Origin of the sequence: Streptomyces sp. LaPpAH-108 (genome assembly GCF_000373625.1) — a bacterium.
Classification (GTDB): Bacteria; Actinomycetota; Actinomycetes; order Streptomycetales; family Streptomycetaceae; genus Streptomyces.
The window spans coordinates 215552-239603 of the sequence record NZ_KB891994.1; the positions used below are offsets into that span (position 1 = coordinate 215552).

General features: G+C 72.3%; 18 protein-coding genes. 8 read left to right on the forward strand and 10 right to left on the reverse strand.

The genetic code is table 11. The annotated features are described in order from the left end of the window. Window position 1: 1 nt before the first annotated feature. The 3 genes from B079_RS0116680 to B079_RS0116690 all read right to left on the reverse strand — a co-directional run bounded on the left by B079_RS0116680 (window position 2) and on the right by B079_RS0116690 (window position 3561). Window positions 2-1306 (reverse strand): M20/M25/M40 family metallo-hydrolase, encoded by a 1305-nt coding sequence (locus tag B079_RS0116680; RefSeq protein WP_018546976.1) that lies wholly within the window; start codon window positions 1304-1306, stop codon window positions 2-4. Continuing rightward, complete coding sequence (locus B079_RS0116685; RefSeq protein WP_026248766.1) at window positions 1299-2132, reverse strand: M55 family metallopeptidase; 834 nt, start codon at window positions 2130-2132, stop codon at window positions 1299-1301. The genes B079_RS0116680 and B079_RS0116685 overlap by 8 nt, the downstream gene beginning before the upstream one ends. A gap of 229 nt (window positions 2133-2361) precedes the next feature. After that, a complete protein-coding gene (locus B079_RS0116690) occupies window positions 2362-3561 on the reverse strand; it encodes a radical SAM/SPASM domain-containing protein (protein ID WP_199779926.1) in 1200 nt (399 codons plus the stop codon). 415 nt (window positions 3562-3976) lie between these two features. Here B079_RS0116690 and B079_RS0116695 point away from each other — a divergent pair, with 415 nt between their 5' ends. Together B079_RS0116695 and B079_RS0116700 are read left to right on the forward strand one after the other, a co-directional pair. Beyond that, window positions 3977-4975 (forward strand): NAD-dependent epimerase/dehydratase family protein, encoded by a 999-nt coding sequence (locus tag B079_RS0116695; protein WP_026248767.1) that lies wholly within the window; start codon window positions 3977-3979, stop codon window positions 4973-4975. Between the two features lie 80 nt (window positions 4976-5055). Beyond that, the gene (locus B079_RS0116700; protein WP_018546980.1) at window positions 5056-5412 is read left to right on the forward strand and encodes an ASCH domain-containing protein; all 357 of its coding nucleotides are present in this window, start codon (window positions 5056-5058) and stop codon (window positions 5410-5412) included. Between the two features lie 16 nt (window positions 5413-5428). Here B079_RS0116700 and B079_RS32195 read toward each other — a convergent pair whose 3' ends face one another. The 6 genes from B079_RS32195 to B079_RS0116730 all read right to left on the reverse strand — a co-directional run bounded on the left by B079_RS32195 (window position 5429) and on the right by B079_RS0116730 (window position 14814). Then, a complete protein-coding gene (locus B079_RS32195; protein ID WP_018546981.1) occupies window positions 5429-5869 on the reverse strand; it encodes a hypothetical protein in 441 nt (146 codons plus the stop codon). Between the two features lie 3 nt (window positions 5870-5872). After that, the gene (ctaD, locus tag B079_RS0116710) at window positions 5873-7600 is read right to left on the reverse strand and encodes a cytochrome c oxidase subunit I (protein WP_018546982.1); all 1728 of its coding nucleotides are present in this window, start codon (window positions 7598-7600) and stop codon (window positions 5873-5875) included. Between the two features lie 265 nt (window positions 7601-7865). Then, window positions 7866-8585: a class I SAM-dependent methyltransferase gene (locus B079_RS0116715; protein WP_018546983.1), complete on the reverse strand. Its 720-nt coding sequence runs from the start codon at window positions 8583-8585 to the stop codon at window positions 7866-7868. 122 nt (window positions 8586-8707) lie between these two features. Then, entirely contained in the window at window positions 8708-11221 is a 2514-nt protein-coding gene (locus tag B079_RS0116720; protein WP_018546984.1) for a SpoIIE family protein phosphatase, read from the reverse strand. Between the two features lie 553 nt (window positions 11222-11774). Next, window positions 11775-14207, reverse strand: a complete 2433-nt coding sequence (locus B079_RS0116725; protein WP_018546985.1) for an MFS transporter — start codon at window positions 14205-14207, stop codon at window positions 11775-11777. Window positions 14208-14370: 163 nt separating this feature from the next. Then, entirely contained in the window at window positions 14371-14814 is a 444-nt protein-coding gene (locus tag B079_RS0116730) for an SRPBCC family protein (RefSeq protein ID WP_018546986.1), read from the reverse strand. Window positions 14815-14961: 147 nt separating this feature from the next. Here B079_RS0116730 and B079_RS0116735 point away from each other — a divergent pair, with 147 nt between their 5' ends. From B079_RS0116735 to B079_RS0116745, 3 genes are all read left to right on the forward strand, one after another. Continuing rightward, window positions 14962-16008 (forward strand): Rv2578c family radical SAM protein, encoded by a 1047-nt coding sequence (locus B079_RS0116735; RefSeq protein WP_018546987.1) that lies wholly within the window; start codon window positions 14962-14964, stop codon window positions 16006-16008. A 146-nt stretch (window positions 16009-16154) separates the two neighbouring features. After that, complete coding sequence (locus B079_RS0116740; protein WP_026248768.1) at window positions 16155-17723, forward strand: alpha/beta hydrolase; 1569 nt, start codon at window positions 16155-16157, stop codon at window positions 17721-17723. Window positions 17724-17791: 68 nt separating this feature from the next. Beyond that, a complete protein-coding gene (locus B079_RS0116745) occupies window positions 17792-18316 on the forward strand; it encodes a GNAT family N-acetyltransferase (protein ID WP_018546989.1) in 525 nt (174 codons plus the stop codon). Window positions 18317-18335: 19 nt separating this feature from the next. Here B079_RS0116745 and B079_RS0116750 read toward each other — a convergent pair whose 3' ends face one another. Further along, on the reverse strand, window positions 18336-18920 hold the full coding sequence (locus B079_RS0116750) for an adenylosuccinate lyase (RefSeq protein WP_026248769.1): 585 nt from the start codon (window positions 18918-18920) through the stop codon (window positions 18336-18338). A 397-nt stretch (window positions 18921-19317) separates the two neighbouring features. On the opposite strand from B079_RS0116750, the gene B079_RS0116755 reads away from it, so the two are divergent. From B079_RS0116755 to ccrA, 3 genes are all read left to right on the forward strand, one after another. Beyond that, window positions 19318-21123 carry a 3-hydroxyacyl-CoA dehydrogenase family protein gene (locus B079_RS0116755; RefSeq protein ID WP_018546991.1) on the forward strand — a complete coding sequence of 602 codons (1806 nt, stop codon included), beginning with the start codon at window positions 19318-19320 and terminating at the stop codon, window positions 21121-21123. A 295-nt stretch (window positions 21124-21418) separates the two neighbouring features. Continuing rightward, window positions 21419-22240: a TetR family transcriptional regulator gene (locus tag B079_RS0116760; protein WP_026248770.1), complete on the forward strand. Its 822-nt coding sequence runs from the start codon at window positions 21419-21421 to the stop codon at window positions 22238-22240. A gap of 463 nt (window positions 22241-22703) precedes the next feature. Further along, window positions 22704-24041 carry a crotonyl-CoA carboxylase/reductase gene (gene ccrA / locus B079_RS0116765; RefSeq protein ID WP_026248771.1) on the forward strand — a complete coding sequence of 446 codons (1338 nt, stop codon included), beginning with the start codon at window positions 22704-22706 and terminating at the stop codon, window positions 24039-24041. Window positions 24042-24052: the final 11 nt, after the last annotated feature.

Sequence of the window (24052 nt, forward strand, 5' to 3'; positions counted from 1 at the left end):
TTCAGGCCGTGCGCAGGAAGTGGTCCAGGACGCGGACGCCGAAGTGCAGCGCGTCCACGGGCACCCGCTCGTCCACGCCGTGGAAGAGTGCCTGGTAGTCGAAGTCCTCGGGCAGCCGCAGCGGGGCGAACCCGTATCCCTTGATGCCGAGTGGGGAGAACTGCTTGGCGTCGGTGCCGCCGGACATGCAGTACGGCACGACGTGCGCGCCGGGCGCGAACTCCTCCACGGCGGCGCGCATCCGGGCGTAGACCGGCGCGTCCACCGGTGCCTGGAGGGCGACGCCGTGATGCACGAAGTCCCAGTCCACGTCGGGGCCGGTGAGCTGGTCGAGGGTGGCGCGGAACTCGTCCTCGGTGCCGGGGAGGAAGCGGCCGTCGACGTGGGCGCTCGCCTCGCCGGGGATGACGTTGACCTTGTAACCGGCGCCCAGCATGGTCGGGTTGGCGCTGTTGCGGACGGTCGCCTCGACGAGCTTGGCGGCCGGGCCGAGCTTGGAGAGCAGCAGGTCGGCGTCGTCCGGGTCGTCCTCCAGGCCGTAGAGCGCGGCGAGTTCGGTGAGCGCGGCGCGGACCGTGGGGGTGATCCTGAGCGGCCACTCGTACTCACCGATGCGGGTGACGGCGGCGGCGACCCGCGTCACCGCGTTCTGGCGGTTCACCTTCGAGCCGTGCCCGGCCCGGCCGCTCGCGGTGAGCCGCAGCCAGCCGGTGCCGCGCTCCCCCGCCGCGACGGGGTAGATCTCGCGCCCGGTGCCGTCGTGGAAGGTGAAGGCCCCCGACTCCCCGACGGCCTCCGTACAGCCCTCGAACAGCTCCGGGTGCGCGTCCGCGAGGAACCCGGCGCCGTCGACGGCACTGTCCTCCTCGTCGGCGGTGAACGCGATCACGATGTCACGGCGCGGCCGTACGCCCTCCCGGGCCCAGGCGCGCGCGACCGCCAGGATCATCGCGTCCATGTTCTTCATGTCGACGGCGCCGCGCCCCCACACCACGCCGTCGCGGACCTCGCCCGAGAACGGGTCCACGCTCCAGTCGGCGGCCTGGGCCGGCACCACGTCGAGATGCCCGTGCACCAGGAGGGCGTCGGCGTCCGGGTCGGTGCCCGCGATCCGGGCGACCACATTGCCCCGCCCGGGTGTGCGCTCCAGCAGCACCGGTTCCAGACCGGCCCCGGCGAGGCGCTCGGCCGCGTACTCGGCGGCGGGCCGCTCCCGGCAGTCCCCGCCGCCCCGGTTGGTGGTGTCGATCCGGATGAGATCCGAGGTGAACTCGACGACCTCGTCCAGGGCTTGCTGGTCAGCCATACTGCTCCTCCACGGCGGACGAGGCGATCGTGGTGACCGCCTTGAACGTGCGAATGCACTCGTACATGGTGTCTGCGGTGTACGCCGCCTTCCGCTCCCCGATCCGCGTGACCCCGGGGACGACGGTGACGGCCATCGCCAGATGCTCGGCGTCGAACTCGACGGCGACGGTGAACGGGCCCGCGTCCTGCGGTTCTTGGCGGACCGCGAGCCGGGCCGCCTCCCTGGCGGCGGCGCGGATGTCGGCCGCGGTGCGGGCCGGGGTGCGGCAGACGGCCGCGTACCGCGACACATGGTCCTTGACGGCGACCTTCAGCGCCTCGGGCGCGTAGCCGAGCGCGTCCTCGCAGGCCAGGTCGTCGCCGGTGACGAGCACGACGGGGACGCCGTACTCGGCGGCCACATGGGCGTTGAGCAGGCCCTCGCTCGCGCGGACGTCGTTCAGCCAGACGCCGGTGATCTGGTTGGCGAGGTAGGTGTGGGCGAGGACGCCCTCCATCCCCGCCCCGGCGTGGTACCCGATGAACGCGATCCCGTCCACGTCCCCGTGCTGCACGCCCTCCACCATGGACAGCGACTTGTGCCGCCCGGTCAGCATCTCCACCCGCTCGTCCAGGTCCTCCAGGAGCAGGTTCCGCATGGACCAGTGGGCCTCGTTCACGAGGACCTGATCGGCGCCCCCCTCGAAGAACCCGACCGCCGCGGCGTTCACGTCCGACGTGAACAGCCCCCGGCACCGCTCCCACTGCGGCGTCCCCGGCAGCACATCCCCCGGCCAGGTGACACCCGTCGCCCCCTCCATGTCCGCACTGATGAGGATCTTCACCCGCACCTCCACCCTCTCCCACTCGCCACACCCGTCTGCCCCCATTGTCGACAACACCCACGTCGCCGGACGTCAGCACACGAACGTGGCGGGTGTGCCGGAGGGCAGCGTGAGTGTATGCAGGGAACTGATCACAGGGCGAGGAAGGGCTGGGACTGCGGCTCCGCTTGCTGCCGGCGCCTACGTGAACTGCGCGGACACGAGCACCACGGCCGACAGCGAGTCGCGCTCAGCGGGGCTGCTCCTCCTCGGTCCGCCGTGCGGCGAACGGTGGCTTCGCGGGGCGGGGGCGGGCGTAGTGCGTGGCGAGTGCCTGTGCGACCTCGTGTCGGTACGGGAAGGCGCCCGGTTGATAGGCGCACCAGGGTTCCTCGGCGTAGGGGTCGCCGGTGATGCCGTAGGCCCGTGAGCGGGAGCCGCCGCATACGCGGCGGAACTCGCACGCGCCGCAGCGACCGCGGAGCATTCCGGCGGCGCGCAGGCCGGTGAAGAGGGGGGAGGTGCGGTAGAGGGAGGTGAGCGACGCCCGGCGGACGGTGCCCGCGCTGAGCGGGAGGCATCCGCCGGGGTGGACGGTGCCGGTGGGCGAGACGTGGACGAAGCCCCGGCCGGTGTCGGCGTCCAGGGGCGGACGGGTGCGGGTGCCGAGGCCGGGGGTGCGGTCCCGCAACTCCCGGTAGAGCGGCCCGAGTCCGAGTACGGCGACAGGGTCGTCACCGTGCTCGGCGAGGATCCGCCGCTGCAGGACGACGCGGCGGAAGTGGTGGGCGCCGGTGGTCTTGACGGGCAGGGCGAGGCCCGCGTCGTGGACGAAGTTGAGCACGTCTTCCACCTCGCGGGCGGTGAGGGCCCGCAGGCCACCGGGTCCGGGCGCGGCGGGTACGGGGAAGCAGGCGCTCCACAGGGCCGCGCCGTGCCGGTCGACCAGGCGGACGATGTCGGGCAGGCCGCGGAGGTTGCGGCGGCTCACGGCGGTGTCGATCCGTACCTTCAGGCCGAGCGCGCGGGCGGTGTCCCAGGTGTCCAGGGTCCGCCGGTGTGCGCCGGGCATCTCCCTTACGGCGTCGTGCAGTTCGGCGGTCGAGCCGTGCAGGCCGAGGACGAGCCCGACGGCGCCCGCGTCCCGTACGGCCCGCAGCTGTTCGCCGCTGAGCGCGGGCGCGCCGGTCGGGCTGAGCGCGGTGCGTACGCCGAGACCGGTGCCGTAGGCGATCAGCGCGGGCAGGTCGTCCCGGCGGAACGGATCAGTGCCGGAGACGACGAACAGCGGAGCGGGCCGCCCGAACGCGGCGACCTGCCGGACCAGGTCCCGGGCCTCTGCCGCGTCCAACTCCCGTTCCCCGGGCTCCCCTTCACTCCCGTCCGTCTCCCACACGACGACGAACGGCCGCTCCGCCGGATCGTGCGCCACCCGCCGTTCCCCGCTCACCGGGCCCACCCCCTGGACACGAACCGTCCGGCCGCCCCTCGGTCAGGGCAGACGATCCGGGCGGCCGGACGACGACCGACCAGGGCACGGAACACTCCCCGCCGCGAGCGACGGCGACGGGATCGGCCTTGAGGAGGGTCGATGCGTTCGTACACGGGATACCTCCGGATCGGTCCCCGTGAGCATCCCCCGGGCCCGGTCCCGCCCGCGTCGGCCGATGGTCCTGCCGGGGTGGGTCAACGGTCCCTGTGTGCGGGGGCCATGACGCCCTGCGGATACGTGGAGGCCGCGCACAGGGAAGCCGCACACATGGAGGCTCCGCACATGGAGGTCCCGCACATGGAGGGCGCCCCCATCACTCCGCTGTCGGCGAACCCGGCTGGGCGTCGGCCGCCGGCACTGCTTGGCTGTCGGTATGGACATCTTGGTGCTGGGTGGAACCGCGTGGGTGGGCCGGGAGCTGTCGCGGCAGGCGATCGAGCGGGGTCATCGGGTGACCTGCCTCGCTCGCGGGGAGAGCGGCGAGGTCACGGACGGCGCGGAGCTGGTGATCGCCGACCGGAGCGACCCGGCGGCGTACGCACCGCTCCTGGACCGCGACTGGGACGAGGTCGTGGAGGTCTCCTGGCAGCCAGGCTTCGTCCGTGAGGCGCTCGCCGCGCTGGGCGACCGGGCCGGGCACTGGACCTACATCTCCTCCGTCAGCGCCTACGCCTCCCACGACGTGCCGGACGCGGCCGAGTCCGCGCCCCTTCTGCCACCGGCCGAGGGAGCCGAGGCCGACCGGGCGTCGTACGGCGAGGCGAAGGTCGCCTGCGAGCAGGCGTCGACCGCCGCCGTGGGCGACCGTCTCCTCATCGCCCGCGCCGGTCTCATCGGCGGCCCCGGCGACCAGAGCGGGCGCTCCGGCTACTGGGCCGCCCGCTCCGCCCGCGACCCGCAGGGCCCCCTGCTGATCCCCGACACCCCCGCCCTGCCGACCCAGGTGATCGACGTACGGGACCTCGTCGCCTGGCTCCTCGACTGCGCCGAGTCCGGCGTCACCGGCACCTACAACGCCGTCGGCCCCAGCGTCCCCTTCACCGAGTGGCTGCACGTCGCCCGCACCGTCGCCGGCCACGTCGGCCCCCTGGTGGCCGCCGATTCGGACTGGCTCCTCGCGAACGGCGTCGCCGAGTACATGGGCCCCGACTCCCTCCCCCTCTGGCTGGTCAGCCCCGGCCACGGCGGCTGGTCCACCCGCAACGGCAAGGCGGCCCACGCCACCGGCCTCCGCCACCGCACCCGCGCGGAACTCCTCCTCGACACCCTGTCCTGGGAACGCGAACAGGGCCTGGACCGCCCCCGCCGAGCGGGCCTCAGCGCGGAGCGCGAACGGGAGCTGCTGGAGAAGCTGGGCGGAGGCGCTGTCTGACTCCGGCCCCCGGCCGACTTGAAGGCACGCCCGCGCCCACCCGCACCAGATCCACCAGACGCCCGGAGCCACCCGGCCCCATGAGCGACCACCCTGCCCGAATCCGCGAACTCACCCTCTACCGCCAGTACTTCGACCTCGTCGCCTCCGGCCGGAAGACCATCGAGGTCCGGGTGAAGTACCCGCACCTCGCCGACCTCGCGCCCGGTGACGTCATCCGCTTCCGCGTCAAGGGCGGAGACGACATCTGTGAAGTCGAGGTCGGGCGGGTCACCGAGTACCCGGGGTTCGAGGCGCTGCTCGACGGTGAGGGGCCGGGCAGCATCAACCCGACCGTCTCGCGGGAGCGGCAGCTCGCGGACATCCGGGAGATCTATCCGCCCGAGAAGGAGGCGCTGGGCGTTCTCGCCATCGAGATCGTGCGGAGCGGTCGCTGACCCGCTGGGCTCCTCCTCAGTCCGCCCCGACCCCGTACGCCGTCACCAGCGCCGCCACCCCCGTCGTCATCGCCGCAGCCATACAGAGAGCGGTGACGAGAAGCGCGCGAGGTCGACGCGGGATGGGCACGGGCGGGGCCGCGCGCAGCTCGGCCCAGTCGCGGGCCGCCTCCTTGGACTCCCGGCGGCGGAGGATCGCGGCGCGGAGACGGAGGGCCGTCGTCGTCGCCGCGCCCGCGGTGAGGGGCACGGCGACCGGCCACCATCCCTCCGTCAGGAACAGCACCAGCGCCGAGCCACCTACCGTGGCCCAGCCCGTCAGGCACGCCGTCGCGGCCGTGCGATGGGAGGGCGGGCGGTCGGCGCCCGCGCGGAGGGCAATGTACGCGGGGACGTACCAGGCGGAGCCCGCCGCCGTCATCAAGGTGGCGCTGGCACCCAGGACCAGGTGTGTCACGGCTCAGTGCACCGGATCGAGGGCGGCGATCTCCGGGTGGTGGAGGTCGAAGGCGGGAGATTCGCTGCGGATGCGGGGCAGCGAGGTGAAGTTGTGGCGCGGGGGCGGGCAGGAGGTCGCCCACTCCAGGGAGCGGCCGTAGCCCCAGGGGTCGTCGACGTCCACCGGCTTGCCGTACTTGGCGGTCTTCCAGACGTTGTAGAAGAAGGGCAGCACCGACAGGCCGAGCAGGAACGAGCCGATGGTCGAGAGGGTGTTGAGGGCCGTGAAGCCGTCGGCCGCGAGGTAGTCCGCGTAGCGGCGGGGCATGCCCTCGGCCCCCAGCCAGTGCTGGACCAGGAAGGTCGTGTGGAAGCCGACCGTGAGGGTCCAGAAGGTGATCTTGCCGAGGCGTTCGTCCAGCATCTTGCCGGTGAACTTGGGCCACCAGAAGTGGAAGCCCGCGAACATGGCGTACACGACCGTGCCGAAGACCGTGTAGTGGAAGTGGGCCACCACGAAGTACGAGTCGGACAGGTGGAAGTCCATCGGGGGCGAGGCGAGGATGACGCCGGTCAGGCCGCCGAAGACGAAGGTGATCAGGAAGCCCGTGGTCCACAGCATCGGTGTCTCGAAGGACAGGGAGCCCTTCCACATGGTGCCGATCCAGTTGAAGAACTTGACCCCGGTGGGGACCGCGATCAGGAACGTCATGAAGGAGAAGAAGGGGAGCAGCACACCCCCTGTCACATACATATGGTGCGCCCACACGGTCACCGAGAGGCCCGCGATGGCGATGGTGGCGGCCACCAGACCCATGTAGCCGAACATGGGCTTACGGGCGAACACCGGGATGATCTCCGAGACGATCCCGAAGAACGGCAGCGCCAGGATGTACACCTCGGGATGCCCGAAGAACCAGAACAGGTGCTGCCAGAGCAGCGCTCCGCCGTTGGCCGCGTCGAAGACGTGTGAGCCGAACTTGCGGTCCATCTCCAGCGCGAACAGCGCCGCCGCCAGCACCGGGAACACGATGAGGACCAGCAGCGCGGTGAGCAGCACGTTCCAGGTGAAGATCGGCATCCGGAACATCGTCATGCCGGGCGCCCGCATACAGATGATGGTCGTGATGAAGTTGACCGCGCCGAGGATGCTGCCGAACCCGGACAGGGCCACCCCCATGATCCACAGATCGGCGCCCAGACCCGGCGAGTGCACCGCGTCCGACAGCGGGGCGTAGAGGAACCAGCCGAAGTCGGCCGCCCCGCCCGGGGTCAGGAAGCCGAACGCGGCGATGGACGAGCCGAACAGGAACAGCCAGTAGGCCAGCATGTTCAGCCGGGGGAACGCCACGTCCGGCGCGCCGATCTGGAGCGGCATGAGCCAGTTGGCGAAGCCGGTGAACAGCGGCATCGCGAACATCAGCAGCATGATCGAGCCGTGCATCGTGAACGCCTGGTTGAACTGCTCGTTCGACATGATCTGGAGCCCGGGCCGGGCCAGTTCGGCCCGCATCAGCAGCGCCAGGACCCCGCCGACGATGAAGAACACGAGCGCGGAGACCAGATACAGCGTCCCGATCTTCTTGTGGTCGGTGGTCGTCAGCCACTCCACCCACGTCGGCCGACCGGCCGTCCGCACGGCCACGCCGGATTCGCCGGACCCCCCGGATTCGCCGGCCTCCTCACGGACGGCCGGACGTATCCGCTCCCGCTCCGCGCTCGTCCCCTGATCGACCTGTGCCTCGTCCACCGGACGGTGCCTCCCCATCTGCGTTTGTGGCTGTCGGGCCGGGGAGGCTCCGCACACATGGTGCAGCCACACGTGGTGAGGCCACACCTGGTGACCGCGCACATGGGCGCCCCACACATATGGGCCGCACACACAGTGGTGGGACACGGCGTCTCCCGGCCGCCGCCACATGATCGTCGCTGGGTACCCCCGGCCCGATAGGGGCGAACGGTCCCGGCCTCATCGAACGGCCGGGACCAACGGCACTACGCCGATCGGCCCGGTCCTACCGGCGCGCGAGCACGAACCACCGCGCGGGCAGGTCGATCCGCGACCCGTCCGGGAAGTACTCCGTCTGCGGCAGCGCCGTCTCTCCGGTGGCCAGAATCTCCAGTCCCGCCTCCCCCAGCAGCCGCGGGATCTCTCCGTCCGGCGCGTCGGCGGGCTTGAGCCGGTGGTGGAAGACGCGGCGCAGCTTGGGCGGCGGCCCGTCCGGACCGGCGGCCGCGCGCTGCAGCACCTCCCGCGACTCGGAGGTCAGCTCGACCACGAACGCCCGCCCCGCGCTGCCGATCAGCTCGGCCACGGCGGCGGCGACGGCGGGTCGCGCCTCGGGCTCGCTCTGGTGGATGACGGCCCGCATGTAGACGTTGCTGTCCCCGAGCCGGGCGTGCAGCTTCCGCACCGCCTCGGCGTCCGTGAGGTCCAGCTGCTCGAACTCCACCGCGTCGTCCTTGGCGGCCCGGCGGGCGTGTTCGACGGCGGCGTGCGAGAGGTCGACGCCCACCGCGCGGGCGAACCGGGTGGCGAGATAGCGGGTCTGCGTGCCGTTGCCGCAGCCGAGGTCCACGATGACGCGCCCGGAGTCGGCGTGCGGCAGGAGGAGTTCGCTGTGCGGTCCGGCGGAGAGGGACGGGTCGGCGTCCCAGATGGCGGAGCCGCCCTCGCCGGGCGTCCCCTCCCAGTAACTCTCCCAATTTGAACGGTAGTTGTCGGACACGTTCATGGCGATCTCCCCAAGGTCGGTGGCGTGCTCGGGATATCGCGCCCGCCACCGCCCGGGCAAGAGGCCGGAAGGCACCTTTACGGGATGCGCGACCGGTTCTTCACCCGTCAACCACCGTCGCCTCAGCGACCGCTGCCCAGCCCCAGCTCGAACCACACCGTCTTCCGGTGCCCGCTCCCGCTCGCGCCCCACTCCCGCGCCAGCCGGTTCACCACCCGCAGCCCCCGGCCCTCCTCGTCCCCCGGGCCCGCGGCGAGCAGTCGGGGCAACTCCGGTTCCGCGTCGGTGACTTCGAAGAGCAGCGCGTCGGTGCGCACCACCCGCAGCCCGACCGAGCCGCCCCCGCCGTGCCGTACGGCGTTGGTGACGACCTCGCTGACCAGCAGCCGGGCCGTCTCGACGACCTGCGGCAGCCCCCACTCCAGCAGCCGGTCGGCGATCAGCCGACGGGCGCGGGCCACTTCGCGCGGGTCGGCCTCCAACTGCCATTCGGCCACATGGTCGTCGGGGATGCCGTTGAGCCGGGCCATCAGCAGGGCCACGTCGTCCTTGCGGCCACCGCGGGTGTTGAGGGCGCGGATGATGGTGTCGCAGGCGGTGTCCATCGAGGCGGCGGGATGCGCGGCGGACTCGCAGAGCGCGGCCAGGCCCTCCCCGATGTCGGTGCCGCGCACCTCGACCAGGCCGTCGGTGCACAGCACCAGCCGGTCGCCGGGCGCCACCCGGATCACATCGGCCTCGAAGGGCACCCCGCCCACGCCGATGGGGGCGCCGGTGGGCAGGTCGAGCAGGGTGCTGCTGCCGTCCTCGGCGCGGACCAGGACGGGCGGGATGTGTCCGGCGTTGGCGAGCTGGAGTTCGCCGCGGATCGGGTCGTAGACGGCGTAGAGACAGGTGGCGAGGTAGTTCTCGCCGAGGCGTCGGGCCAAGTCGTCCAGGTTGCGCAGGAGTTGGGCGGGCGGGGTGGCCATCGCGGCCATGGTCTGGACGGCGGTGCGCAACTGGCCCATCATCGCGGCCGAGTTGAGGCCGTGGCCCATCACGTCGCCGACGACGAGGGCGGTGCGGGAGCCGGGCAGCTTGATGGTGTCGAACCAGTCGCCGCCGATCCGCCCGAGCAGGGTGCCCGGCAGATAGCGGGTGGCCACGTCGCACCCCGCCATGCGCGGGGTGACCTGCGGCAGCATGCTGTCCTGGAGGGTGTCGGCGACGTTCTCCTGGTAGGTGTACATGCGCGCGTTGTCGAGCACGAGCCCGGCGCGGGCGGCGAGTTCGGCGCCGGTGGTGCGGTCCATGTCGTCGAAGGCGGGCCGGTCCGGGCGGCGCATCAGCACCATGAATCCGAGGACGACGTTGCGCGCCTTGAGCGGGACGATCAGCAGGGAGCGACCGCCGATGAGCGGCCTGAGGTCGCGCTTCTCGAACTCGCCGGAGATCCGCTCGGACAGTTCGTCGGTGACCTTCGGGATGAGGACCGGCTCACCGGTGACCATGCACTTGTAGAACGGGGTGTGTTCGGGGAAGGCGAAGGACTCGCCGACCGGCACGGTGTCGTCCCAGCGACCGGGTTCGTCGTTGTGCTCGACCCAGACGCGGTGCATGTCGGTGGTCGCGTCGGGCGGCCCGTCCGGGAAGCCCTCGCCCGCGAGCACGGCGGCGCGCAGATGCGTACCCGCGAAGTCCGCGAAGCGGGGTACGGCGGCGCTGGTCACCTCGCGGATGGTGGCGCCGAGGTCGAGGGAGGTGCCGATGGCCGAGCTGACCTCGTTGAGGAATTCCAGCCGCTCGCGTACGGCCGCGTACTCCAGGTCGTGTTCGGCTCCGGCGGGGATCACGGGGGCGCTGCGCCGGGCGGGGACAACGCTGTCAACGTGCACACGGCCCGCCCTGCGCGGCACGCCCCAGTACGGGGTGACCGGCACCCGGTCGGACTGGTTGAACTCCAGGACGGGATAGCCGAGTTCGAGCACCTGGGAGACGATGCGGGCGCTGAGTCCCGGGCCCATGCTGGGCAGGATCTCGGGCAGCCGCCGGGCCAGTCCGTCGGGGTCGGGGAGTTCGGTGTGGCGGGCGAAGCCGGGGGCGATGCGCTCGGTGGTCTCGTCCGCGTGGCCGCGTTCGGCGCGCAGCCGGGTGGCGTCGGCGGCGAGCACCAGCATCCGGGAGGGGCCGGGGCCGACCAGCGGGTAGGCCCACCAGAGCACGTCGATCCGCTCGGCCTCGGCGGAGTCCTCGAACTCCGCCGAGGCCGCGTCCCTCGTGTCCTTCTCATCCTTCTCGGGGGTCAGTCGGGCCCGTCCGGCGGTCGGATATCCCGTCTCGCCGCCGAGCGAGACCCGCAGATCGGGTCCGAGGCCGTCGTACACCTCGTCGGCGTAGGCGTCGTGGGCGCCGTCACCGGCGGGTGCCGCATCGGGCAGATCGTCGGGCAACGCCCCCGCGACGGGGAGCAGATCGGCGGCCGGGCGGCCCACCGCCTCCTCGCGGCCGGGACCGAACAGCCGACGGGCCCCGCTGCTCCAGTGGGAGACGAGTCCGGCGCGGTCGACGACCACCACGGCCAGCGGGATCCGGCCCGGCGCGGTGTCATCGGCGCCGCGGCCGGGAGGTGTGTCCCGTTCGCTGCCACGGTCCATGACCCAGGCCCTCTCTCCCACGGCTGTCCGCAAACGATCTGTGCCGCCCGCCACTACCGTACGGGTGCGTCCGGTCGCGATGTGGGGAGATTCCTGGAATTGGTCGCCCCGCCCCGGACCGGCCCGCCCACCGCGCCCCCGTCACGCTCCCGGCGCACGCTCCCACCCGAGCGGGGCGCGCACGCCACCCGGGCCCGACAGCACACTCCGTCCGAGCCTGACGGCGCACGCCACCCCGGACCAGGCACACACACCGCCCGGACCAGGCGGCACACACCGCCCGAGCCCAGCAGCGCACCCCGCCCGGACCAGGCGCACACTCCGCCCGAGCCCGGCAGGGCACGCCACCCGGCCCAGCCAGCGCACTCCGCCCGAGCCAGCACACGCCCCGCCCAGGCGCGCGCCCCAAGCGAGCCGACCGCACGCCCCGACCGAACCCGGCGCGCGCCCCAAACAAGCCGGACACACGCCCCGACCGAACCGTCCGAGCCCGCACCGAGCCCAACCGCTCCCGCCCCAGACCCGCACGCCCGGCACGGAAACGGCCCCGCCCTCAGTCCTCGTGCCCCAGCTGAAGATCCCGCTCGGTACGCCCCCCACCCGCCACCTGCAGCACCGTGGCGACCGGCGGATACCCCGCCGCGATCACCGTGTACTCCCCGGAGGACAGGTCCACGAACCGGAAGGTCCCGTCCGCGCCGGTGGTGAGCGTGTCGACCACGTTCCCGGCGGCGTCGAGCAGGGTCACGCGCGCGTCCTCCACGGCACGCCCGCCGGTCGCCCGGACGGTGCCCTTGAGGACGGCGCCGCCCGCGAGTTCGACGTCCTGCCGGGTCTCGCGCGCGGCCTGGACGGAGACCGGGAGCGCGGCGGGGCGGAAGGCGGGGGCGCTCGCGGCGAGGGTGTACTCCCCCGCGACGAGTTCGGTGATGACGTAGCCGCCCTCGCGTCCGCTGCGGGTGGTGGCGACGACCTCGCCGTGCACGTTGGTGAGGGTGACGATGGCGTCGCGTACGGGGCTGCCGTCGGCGGTGACCACGCTTCCGGCGAGGCGCCCGGCGCCGCCGAGCACCACGTCGAGTTCGACGGGCCGTTCGCCGACGGTGACGGAGACGGCCTGCGGCTGGTGGCCTCCGGCGGCGGCGATCAGGACGTACGAGCCGGAGCCCGGGGTGGCGAGCGCGTAGCGGCCGTCGTCGCCGCTCGCACCGCGTCCGATCTGCTGTCCGGCGACGTCGATCAGGGTGAGCGCCGCGCGCGGCACCACGGTCCCGTCGGGGTGCTGCACCGTGCCGCACACGGGGATTCCGGCCGCGTACGGCGAACGCGCGTGCGGTACGGCGGAGTTGAACGGCGCCGTCTCCGGCTCGGTGGCGGGGGCGGGGGCGTTGTGGGACACCAGTGGTTTCTCCTTGAGGAAGAAGGCGATGACGAGGCCGAGGACGAGCACCGGGACCAGATAGAGGAAGATCCGGGGCATCGCGTCGGCGTAGGCGCGGATGTAGGCGTCGCGCAGGTCCGCGGGCAGCGCGTGGACGAGCTGCGGGGTGATGGACTGCGCGTCCGGCAGCTTGGCTCCGGCACCCGGTGGCAGGTCCTCGCGCAGGGCGTCGGTGAGCCGGTTCGCGAAGAGGGTGCCGAAGATGGCGGCGCCGACGCTGCCGCCGATCTGCCGGAAGTAGTTGTTGGCGCTGGTGGCGGTGCCGAGGTCGGTGGGGCGCACGGAGTTCTGCACGGCGAGGACGAGGACGGGCATGACCAGGCCGATGCCGGTACCGAGGACGGCCATCCAGATGCTGTACGCCAGCCGGGAGGTGTCGACTTCGAGCAGCGAGAGCAGCCACATGCCGAGCGCGGCGAGCGCGCTGCCGAGCAGCGGGTAGAGCCGGTAGCGGCCGGTGCGGCTGATGAGCTGGCCGCCGATGATGGAGGCGCCGACGATCCCGGCCATCATGGGCAGCATCAGCAGCCCGGACTCGGTGGCACTGGCGCCGTCGACCATCTGGAGGAAGGTCGGCAGATAGCTGGCCGCGCCGAAGAGGGCGACGCCGATCACCAGGCCGACGAGTCCGGAGACGTTGAAGACGGAGTCCCTGAACAGCCGGAGCGGGATGAGGGGTTCGGCAGCGAAGCGCTCGGCGACGAGGAAGAGCACGATCGAGGCGAGCGCGCCCGCGCCGAGCCCGAGGATCTGCCGGGAGCCCCAGGCGTACTCGGTCCCGCCCCAGCTGGTCAGCAGCACCAGGCAGGTCGAGGCGGCGGCGAGCAGCAGGGCGCCGGGCACGTCGAGCCGGGCCCGCACGCGCGGCCGGGGCAGCTTGAGGACGAGGGCGACGACGCAGAGGGTGACGAGCCCGAAGGGGACGTTGATGTAGAAGCACCAGCGCCAGGAGAGGTGGTCGGTGAAGTAGCCGCCGAGCAGGGGTCCGGCGACGGAGGCGAGGCCGAACACGGCGCCGATCAGGCCCATGTAGCGACCGCGCTGCCGGGGCGGCACGATGTCCGCGATGATCGCCTGCACGCCGATCATGAGGCCGCCCGCGCCGATGCCCTGGACGGCGCGGAAGGCGATCAGCTGGTCCATGCTCTGCGCGCGTCCGGCGAGCGCGGAGCCGACGACGAAGACCACGATGGCGAAGAGGAAGACGCCCTTGCGGCCGAAGAGGTCCCCGAGCTTGCCGTAGAGCGGCAGGCCGATGGTGGAGGTCAGCAGATAGGCGGTGATCGCCCAGGACATCTTGTCCAGGCCGTGCAGCTCACCGACGATCTTCGGCAGCGCGGTGGCGACGATCATCTGGTCGAGCGCGGCGAGGAGCAGCGCGCACATCAGCCCGAGGAAGACCAGCCGGACCCGGCGCGGCCCGAGACCGAGGCCGGACCCGGGAGTCGGCGGTTCCGCGTCCGCCTGTTCGGCCGGGACCGGGATCGGGATCGTCGCGGCGATCCCCTCGTCCGGCTCGTCCCGCACCAGCGTCGTCCCGGCCACGTGACCGCTCCCCTCGTCGCATTTTTCGCACATTTCCCGCGTCAAGGGACAACTGCGAACAAGTACGGCGAGTTACGGCCAAAGCTCAAAGGGAATCGATGTCACCCGAACCGGTGAAGGGCACAACACCCCTTCACCGGACGGATGTTGAGACAGCCGGGGGTTACTTCTCCACCTGGGCGGCGAGGTTGGCGAGGATCGCGCCGTAGATCCGGTCGAGGCCCTTGGGCGCGAAGGTGCGCTCGAAGAAGCCGCCGATGCCGCCCGCGCCCTTCCAGGTGGTGGTCGCGACGACGCGGGTCCTGCCGTCACCGGCCGGGGTGACCCGCCAGGTGGTGACCATGGTGGAGTTGCGGTCCTTCTCGACCAGCTCGCCGTCGGTGGGCTCACTGACCTCCAGCAGGCAGTCGCGCACGCGCTTGCTGGTGGCCTGGAGCTTCCAGTGGACGAGGGTGCCCGCGCCATCGCCGCCCTCGCGCACCTCGTACTCGCTGAAGTGCTCGGGGAGCAGCCGGGGGCGGCTGTCGCGGTAGTCCGCGAGCGCGTCGAACACCGTCTCGGCGTCCGCCGCCACGATCCGTTCCGTAGTGGCCTCGACCTGCGCCATCGCTTTCCTCCACGAGCTGGTTCCTGGGGTTCGGCCAAGCCAATCACCCGGGGGCCCGGGGGCCCAAATCGGGGGCGGCCGAACCGGGCTCCGCCCGTCAAGGGAACACATGTTCTATTCTGGGTTTCGAGCTACCGAGGAGGCGTCATGCGCTGGGAGAACCTGACCGACGAGTCCGGTGGTCACGGCCGGACCCCCGACGGCGCGCTGTTCGAGGCGGGCGCCGTCACGACCCGGACGTTCGACACCCCGGAATTCGCGGGCATCACCTTCCACGAGGTGCGCGCCCGCTCGATCCTGAACCGGGTGCCGGGCGCCTCGCGGATGCCGTTCGAATGGACGGTGAACCCGTACCGGGGCTGCTCGCACGCCTGCGTGTACTGCTTCGCCCGCAAGACGCACAGCTATCTGGATCTCGACACCGGCCTCGGCTTCGACAGCCAGATCGTCGTCAAGGTCAATGCCCCCGAGGTGCTGCGCCGCCAGCTCGCCGCGCGCAGCTGGCGGGGCGAGCACGTGGCGATGGGCACCAACGTGGACTGCTACCAGCGCGCGGAGGGCCGCTACCGGCTGATGCCGGGCATCATCGACGCCCTCACCGAGTACGCGAACCCCTTCTCCATCCTCACCAAGGGCACCCTGATCCTGCGCGACCTGGACCGGCTGACCCGCGCGGCCGAGGTGACCGACGTCGGCGTCTCGGTCTCGGTCGGCTTCACGGACCCCACGCTGTGGCGCACGGTGGAGCCGGGCACCCCCGCCCCCGAACGGCGCCTGGACGTCGTCCGCGCCCTGGCCGAACGGGGCATCGGCTGCGGGGTCCTCATGGCCCCGGTCATCCCCTTCCTCAGTGACGAACCGGACCAACTGCGCGCCACCGTACGGTCGATCGCCGCCTCCGGCGCCACCTCCGTCACCCCGCTGGTGCTGCATCTGCGCCCCGGCGCCCGCGAGTGGTTCATGAGCTGGCTCGCCCGGCACCACCCCCACCTGGTCCCGCGCTACGAACGCATGTACGCCCGCACCGCCTACGCCCCCACCTGGTACCAGCGCCGTATCACCCGCCAGGTCCACGAGCTGGCCCGCGAGTACGGCATCGGGCCGACCCGGGCGAGCACGACACGCGGAGTCCGCCGGGAGCAGGAGCCCACGGAGCCGTCCGCCGCCGAGCCGACCCAGCTCACGCTGATGTAGTCCACCCGGCGCGTTCGAGCGCATCCCGCGACCCGATCGGGTCAAGTCCGGCGAAGACGCGTTCGCACGGAGGCTCCGTCCGGGACGATGCGGCGTGGACCGCGGCCGGCGCGGTCCGCGCCGCACGCCGTACCCGGGAGGACTCCTTGAGAACACGCGCAGCCGTGCTGTGCGCGGCCACCGCCGTGCTGGCGACCTCGCTCACGAGCACCCACGCCCAGGCCGCGCCCGCCCGGGACACGGCGGGCATCACCTGGAAGGACTGCGGCAGCGGCTCGTCCCCGGCCCTCCAGTGCGGCTCGCTGAAGGTCCCCCTGGACCGGACCCGCCCGGACGGGCCGCAGGTCACGCTCGCCCTCTCGCGCGTCCCGCACACCGCGAAGACCTCCCAGGGCCCGCTGCTGGTCAACCCCGGCGGCCCCGGCGGCAGCGGCCTCTCGCTCGCCGGGTTCGTGGCGTCCTCGCTGCCGAAGAAGGTCGCCGCGCAGTACGACGTGATCGGCTTCGACCCGCGCGGCGTCGGCAAGAGCACCCCGGCCCTGGACTGCGCGCCCGGCCACTTCGACCCGGTGCGCCCCGACAGCGTGCCGAGCACCGCCGCACTGGAGCGGAAGAACGTGGAGCGGGCCCGCGCCTTCGCCACCGCCTGCGCCCGCGCCCACGCGGACGTGCTGCCGTACATCGACACGGTGGACGCCGTGCGCGACATGGACGCGATCCGCGCGGCCCTCGGCGCGCCCCGCATCAGCTACTTCGGCTACTCCTACGGCACGTATCTGGGCGCGGTCTACGCCAAGCTCTTCCCGCAGCGGGTGCACCGTCTGGTCCTGGACTCGATCGTGGATCCGACCGGCGTCTGGTACGAGGACAACCTCGCCCAGGACGTCGCCTTCGACGACCGCCACCGCGCCCTGATGGCCTGGATCGCCAAGAACGACACGGCGTACCGGCTCGGCACGGACCCGGCGAAGGTCGAGGAGAAGTGGTACGCGATGCGCGCCGCCCTCGCGAAGAAGCCCGCCGGGGGCAAGGTGGGCGCCTCCGAGCTGGAGGACACCTTCATGCCGGGCGGCTACTACGACGGCTACTGGCCCACCCTGGCCGAGGCATTCTCCGCCTACGTCCGCGACAAGAAGACCGCCCCGCTGGTGGCGGCGTACGAACGGCTCGCGGCGGTCGACCCCTCGGGCGACAACGGCTACAGCGTCTACACGGCCGTGCAGTGCCGGGACGCGGGCTGGCCCCGGGACTGGTCGCGCTGGCGGCGGGACGCCTGGCGGACGCACGCGAAGGCGCCCTTCATGACCTGGAACAACACCTGGTACAACGCGCCCTGTGCCTTCTGGCCGACCGGTCCCCGGCAGCCGGTGAACGTCGCCAACGGCAAGCTGTCCTCCGCGCTGCTCTTCCAGGCGACGGGCGACGCCGCGACCCCGTACGCCGGGGGCGTCATGGCGCACCGGCTGCTGGCCCACTCCAGCCTGGTGGTCGAGGAGGGCGGCGGCAACCACGGTGTCACGCTGAGCGGCAACGACTGCCTGGACACCTACCTCGCGGACTATCTGGCCGACGGTACGGTCCCGCGCGGGCGCGGCCTCGTCGACGCGACGTGCGCGAAGTCCCCGGGCCCCGAGCCCGAGCCCCGCACGGCGAAGCGGGCCGCCACGGTGGCCCGCGGCTCCACCCTGCACGGGCTGCTGGGCTTCCGCCGCTGAGCCGGTGCCGGGCCACCGGCACCCGAATTCACGCGCGGCACCCCCGGGACCTTCCCTAGGGTGCCGCCATGGCCCCCTCCCCGCATGCCCCGCACACCCCCCTCCGCATCCGCCCCATGCTGCTCACCGACTGCGACCGCGTCTCCCGGATCCGGGTACACGGCTGGCAACAGGCGTACCGGGGCATCGTGGCGGACGCCTACCTGGACAAGCTGGACGTGGAGGAGGACGCGGAGCTGCGCCGGGCCCGCTTCGGGCGCGGCGACGGTGTGCACCTGGTGGCCGAGCGGGCCGGTGAAGTGCTCGGCTGGGCGGCGTACGGTCCGGGCCGGGAAGGCGAAGTCCCGGACGGCAACGGCGAGTTGTACGCCCTCTACGTCGACCCCGAGCACCTCGGCGGCGGGATCGGCCGGGCGCTGCTCACCGAGGTGACCGAGCGGTGCGCGGACTATCCGCGCGTATATCTCTGGGTGTTGACGGGGAACACCCGCGCCCGCCGCTTCTACGAGGGCGCCGGTTTCCGCCCCGACGGCACCGAGCAGTCCTTCGAGGCGGGCGGCCAAGAGGTCTTCGAGGTCCGTTACGTGAAGTGAGGCGCGAAGTGAGGCACCGTCAACTCCGGTCCAGCTGACGGGGGATGCGTGCCAGCGCCCCCACCGCCGCCTCCGCGAGCACCGGATGGGCGAGGGCTTCGTTCAGCACCCGTCTGGCGCGCGGGTCGGCCAGCTCCCCCAGCCCCTCCACGCAGGCCAGCGCCACGCGCCGGTAGGGATCGTGCGGGCGCAGTCTGCGTTCCAAGGTGGTGATGAGCGCGGGCACGGACTCGGGGGCGCGCAGTTCGACCAGGAGCCGCACCGGGTGGAGGGCGTAGGCGACGCGGAGTTCGTTGGTGGCGAGGGCGGCGGCGGCGCGGGCGGTGCGCGGGTCGCCGAGGCGGGCGAGCGCGGTCGCGGCGGCGGCGCAGCGGGGCGGGTCGCGGTGGTTGAGGAGCAGGACCAGCGACTCGAAGGCCCGGCGGTCCCCGGCGCTGCCGAGCCGGAAGGCGGCCAACTCCCGCGCCCACAGCGGTTGTCCGGGCGCGGTGAGGACCCGGGCCAGCTCGTCGTGGTCCTGGGTGTCCAGCAGGCGTTCGCAGGCCGCCGCGCCGCGCGACTCCTGCCGTAAGCGCTCCGTGAGCGCTCGCAACTCTTCGTCCACGGTTTCAGATTAGGCACGTCACACGCGCTTGGGGAGGTACATCACAAAGTCCCGTCGCCGCGCAGGTCTGGCGCGCTCGTTACTCACTGGTTAAGCTCAGACGAGCGAGTTACCCACTCGCGGCTCCGCTCGGGGCGGTCTGGTGACGCGGCCGTCGTGAGCGATCGACGTCGCAGGTACCTCGGTACCTGCGGTACGACCCGGCTCCGGGACAGGGCCGGTCGGCACACCGCCGTTCGCGGGTCTGTGCGTGACCCGCGAGGACGGCACCGGGCGTGTGCGCTCGCAGCCCGGAACACCCGCATCGACCGGAACATCCGCATCGACTCGGCTCCGGCGTGCGCCCCTCGGCGCATCCGGCGCGTTCCCTCGTCGTCACCCTTTCTGGAGTCCCGTGATGGCCACTCCCCTGTCCCCCTCCTCCCCTTCCCCGCTGCGTACGGTCGCCGTGGTCGGCCTCGGCACCATGGGCACCGGCATCGCCGAAGTGCTCGCCCGGGCCGGCCGTGAGGTGATCGGCGTCGACATCAGCGCGGCCCAGGCCGCCCGGTTCGTCTCCGCCCTGGAAGCCACCACCGCCCGCGCCGTGGCGCGCGGCCGGCTGTCCGAGGAGGAGCGCGTCGGCCTCCTCGCCCGGGTGCGCACCTCCACGGATCTCGCGGCGGTCGCCGATGCCGATCTCGTGATCGAGGTGGCGCCGGAGTCGTACGAGATCAAGCAGCAGATCTTCCGTGAACTGGACGCCGTGGTGCGCCCGGAGACGATTCTGGCGACCGGGACCAACGCCCTGTCGGTGACCCGGCTGGCCTCCGGTTCGGCCCGCCCCGAGCGCGTGCTCGGGCTGCACTTCTTCAACCCGGCACCGGCCATGAAGCTGGTCGAGGTGGTCTCCTCGGTGCTGACCGCGCCGCAGGCGGTGGCCACCGTGACCGACCTCGCGGTGGAGCTGGGCAAGGAGCCGGTGGCGGTGGGCGACCGGCCCGGGTTCGTCGCGGACGGCCTGCTGTTCGGCTACCTCAACCAGGCCGCCGCGATGTACGAGGCCCGCTACGCCTCCCGTGAGGACATCGACGCGGCGATGCGGCTCGGCTGCGGTCTGCCGATGGGCCCGCTCGCGCTGCTCGACCTGATCGGCGTGGACACCGCGCGCACCGTCCTGGACGCCATGTACGCCGAGTCCCGCGACCGGCTGCACGCCCCCGCGCCCCTCCTGAAGCAGCTCAGCGAGGCGGGCCTGACCGGCCGCAAGGCGGGCCGCGGCTTCTACACCTACGCGGCGCCGGGCAGCGCCGAGGTGGTCCCCGACGCCCTGACCCCGGCCGCCGACGGCACCGGCGTGCGGGGCCGCACCGTGCGTTCCGTCGGTGTCGCCGGGTCGGGCACGATGGCCTCGGGCATCGCGGAGGTGTTCGCCAAGGCGGGGTACGACGTGATCCTCGCGGCCCGTACCGAGGAGAAGGCGGAGGCGGCCAAGTCCCGTATCGGGAAGTCTCTTTCGCGCTCGGTGGCCAAGGGCCGGCTGACCGAGGAGGCGGCGGCCGGGGTGCTTGACCGGATCGTCCCGGCGGGGTCGTACGAGGCGTTCGCGGACGTGGATCTGGCCGTCGAGGCGATCGCGGAGGACCTGGACGTCAAGCGGCAGCTGTTCCAGGCGCTGGACAAGGTCTGCAAGCCGGGCGCGGTCCTGGCCACCACGACCTCCTCGCTGCCCGTGGTCGCCTGTGCCCGCGCGACCTCCCGGCCGCAGGACGTGATCGGGATGCACTTCTTCAACCCGGCCCCGGCGATGAAGCTGGTCGAGGTCGTGCGCACGGTGCTGACCGGCGAGGACGTCCACGCGACCGTCCGTGAGGTCTGCGCGCGGATCGGCAAGCACCCGGTGGACTGCGGCGACCGTGCCGGGTTCATCGTGAACGCGCTGCTGTTCCCGTACCTCAACAACGCGGTGAAGATGGTCGAGGAGCACTACGCCACGCTCGACGACATCGACGCGGCGATGAAGCTGGGCGGCGGCTACCCGATGGGGCCGTTCGAACTCCTGGACGTGGTGGGGCTCGACGTGTCGCTGGCCATCGAGAAGGTGCTGCACCGCGAGTTCCGCGACCCGGGGCTCGCCCCGGCCCCGCTGCTCGAACACCTGGTGGCGGCGGGCTGCCTGGGCCGCAAGACCGGCCGCGGTTTCCGCGAGTATGCCCGCCGCTGACGGAGCACGGGGCCGCGGTCGCGCGGAGCCGGAGTGGGGCGGACTGCTCGATCCCGGCGGGTTCTCCCCCACCGCCGGGCGGTCCTCCGCTCCGGCGGCCGGGGGCGGCCGGACCCCGGGCAGACGCGGGCGCCCGGCGGGCCGGGGCGGGCGCGCACCGCGCGGCAGTGGACGGGCCCCGGCCGCCGATGCGGCACCCGCCGCCGCCCCGCCCGCCGCGTCGGCCCCCGCCCGCGGCCCCGCTCCAACCCCCGCACCCGCGCGTGAAAGTGGCTCCATGCAGTACGTTCGGGGCATGTCCCAGCCCGCCAGGTCCTCACGTACACCAGCCACGCCCGACGCTCCGGAGAGCGCCGTGGGCGGTCGCGCCGCCGCCCAGCGGCTCAGGATGCGCCGGGAACTGGCCGCCGCCGCGATGGAACTCTTCGCGACGAAGGGGTACGAGGCGACCACCGTCGACGAGATCGCCGCCGCGGCCGGGGTCGCCCGTCGTACCTTCTTCCGCCACTTCCGTTCCAAGGAGGAGGCGATCTTCCCGGACCATGACGACACCCTGGTGCGGGCCGAGGCGGTCCTCAACGCGGCGCCCGCGCACGAGCATCCGCTCGACACGGTGTGCCGGGGCATCAAGGAAGTCATGAAGATGTACGCGGCCCAGCCGGAGATCTCGGTGGCCCGCTACCGGCTGACGCGCGAGGTGCCCACCCTGCGCGAGGCCGAGATCGCCTCCGTGGCGCGCTACGAGCGGCTGTTCACCCGCTATCTGCTCGGCCACTTCGACGAGCACGCGCACGCCGACGACGCCAACGACGACCCGCTCCTTGCCGAGGTCGCCGCGTCCGCCGTGGTCACCGCCCACAACCATGTGCTGCGGCGCTGGCTGCGGGCCGAAGGCCAGGGCGACGTGGAGGCGCAGCTCGACCACGCCTTCGCGATCGTCCGCAAGACGTTCGGCACGGGCATCGGCGCCGGGCGCAGCGCGTCGTCCGGGACGGGCACGGCCACCGCACCGGCCGCGGTGTCGGCGCAGGGCGAGGTCCTGGTGACGGTCGCGCGCACCGACGCCCCGCTGGACGAGGTGATGCGGACCATCGAGGAGGCGCTGAAGGCCCGCTGAGCCTCCGCCCCACCCGCGCGACGACGGCCACCCTCCGGGGTGGCCGTTTCGCGTGCCCGGACGTCCCCCGGACGTGCCCGGATTGCCTCCCCGGCGCCGTTTCCGCCGCTTTTCGGACCCCCGTTCGATCGATCATCGCTCATTTGTTAAGTGAAGATTTCATTTGAGTCCGGTTTTTGGCACTCAGTGCCTTGCCGACTGACACGCGGTGTCATACGTTGAGAGTGTCCGGGCGGCCGGCGCGCAGAGTCCCTTCGCGCGTCGGCTGTCCCCTCAAGCCCCACTCGGCTTGTGCGCCCGGACGCCTGCGTCACAGGCACCCTCCCGCGCCACCCAGCGCTGCCGAAGCACCCCGCCGGAACCCCGGCCCACCCCTCGCCCCCTCAGCAGCACTCCCGCACCACCGACGAACCGCCAGTGCCCTTCCCTCGGGGCACTCACCGCCGGAGGCACTACCGTGACCGTGAAGGACATCCTGGCCGCGATCCAGTCGCAGGACGCCACGTCCGCCGACTTCGCCGCCCTGCCGCTCCCCGACTCGTACCGCGCGATCACCGTGCACAAGGACGAGACCGAGATGTTCGCGGGCCTCGACACCCGCGACAAGGACCCCCGCAAGTCGATCCACCTGGACGACGTCCCGGTGCCGGAACTCGGCCCGGGCGAGGCGCTGGTGGCCGTGATGGCCTCCTCCGTCAACTACAACTCCGTGTGGACCTCGATCTTCGAGCCGCTGTCCACCTTCGGGTTCCTGGAGCGCTACGGCCGCACCAACGAGCTGGCCAAGCGGCACGACCTGCCGTACCACATCATCGGCTCCGACCTCGCGGGCGTCGTCCTGCGCACCGGCCCCGGCGTCAACGCCTGGAAGCCCGGTGACGAGGTCGTCGCGCACTGTCTGTCCGTCGAGATGGAGTCCTCGGACGGCCACAACGACACGATGCTCGACCCCGAGCAGCGCATCTGGGGCTTCGAGACCAACTTCGGCGGCCTGGCGGAGATCGCGCTCGTCAAGTCCAACCAGCTCATGCCGAAGCCGGACCACCTGAGCTGGGAGGAGGCCGCCGCCCCCGGCCTGGTCAACTCCACCGCCTACCGCCAGCTCGTCTCCCGCAACGGCGCCGCCATGAAGCAGGGCGACAACGTGCTCATCTGGGGCGCGAGCGGTGGACTCGGCTCGTACGCCACCCAGTTCGCGCTGGCGGGCGGCGCCAACCCGATCTGTGTCGTCTCCAGCGACCAGAAGGCCGACATCTGCCGCTCCATGGGCGCCGAGGCGATCATCGACCGCAACACCGAGGGCTACAGGTTCTGGAAGGACGAGCGGACCCAGGACCCCAAGGAGTGGAAGCGCTTCGGCAAGCGCATCCGCGAGCTGACCGGCGGCGAGGACATCGACATCGTCTTCGAGCACCCCGGCCGCGAGACCTTCGGCGCCAGCGTCTTCGTCACCCGCAAGGGCGGCACCATCACCACCTGCGCCTCCACCTCGGGCTACATGCACGAGTACGACAACCGCTACCTGTGGATGTCGCTCAAGCGCATCATCGGCTCCCACTTCGCCAACTACCGCGAGGCATGGGAGGCCAACCGCCTGATCGCCAAGGGCAAGATCCACCCCACCCTGTCCAAGGTGTACTCCCTGGAGGACACCGGCCAGGCCGCGCACGACGTGCACCGCAACGCCCACCAGGGCAAGGTCGGCGTGCTCTGCCTCGCCCCCGAGGAAGGGCTCGGCGTGCGCGACGAGGAGCTGCGCGCGCGGCACATCGACGCGATCAACCGCTTCCGGAACGTCTGACGGCAACGGAG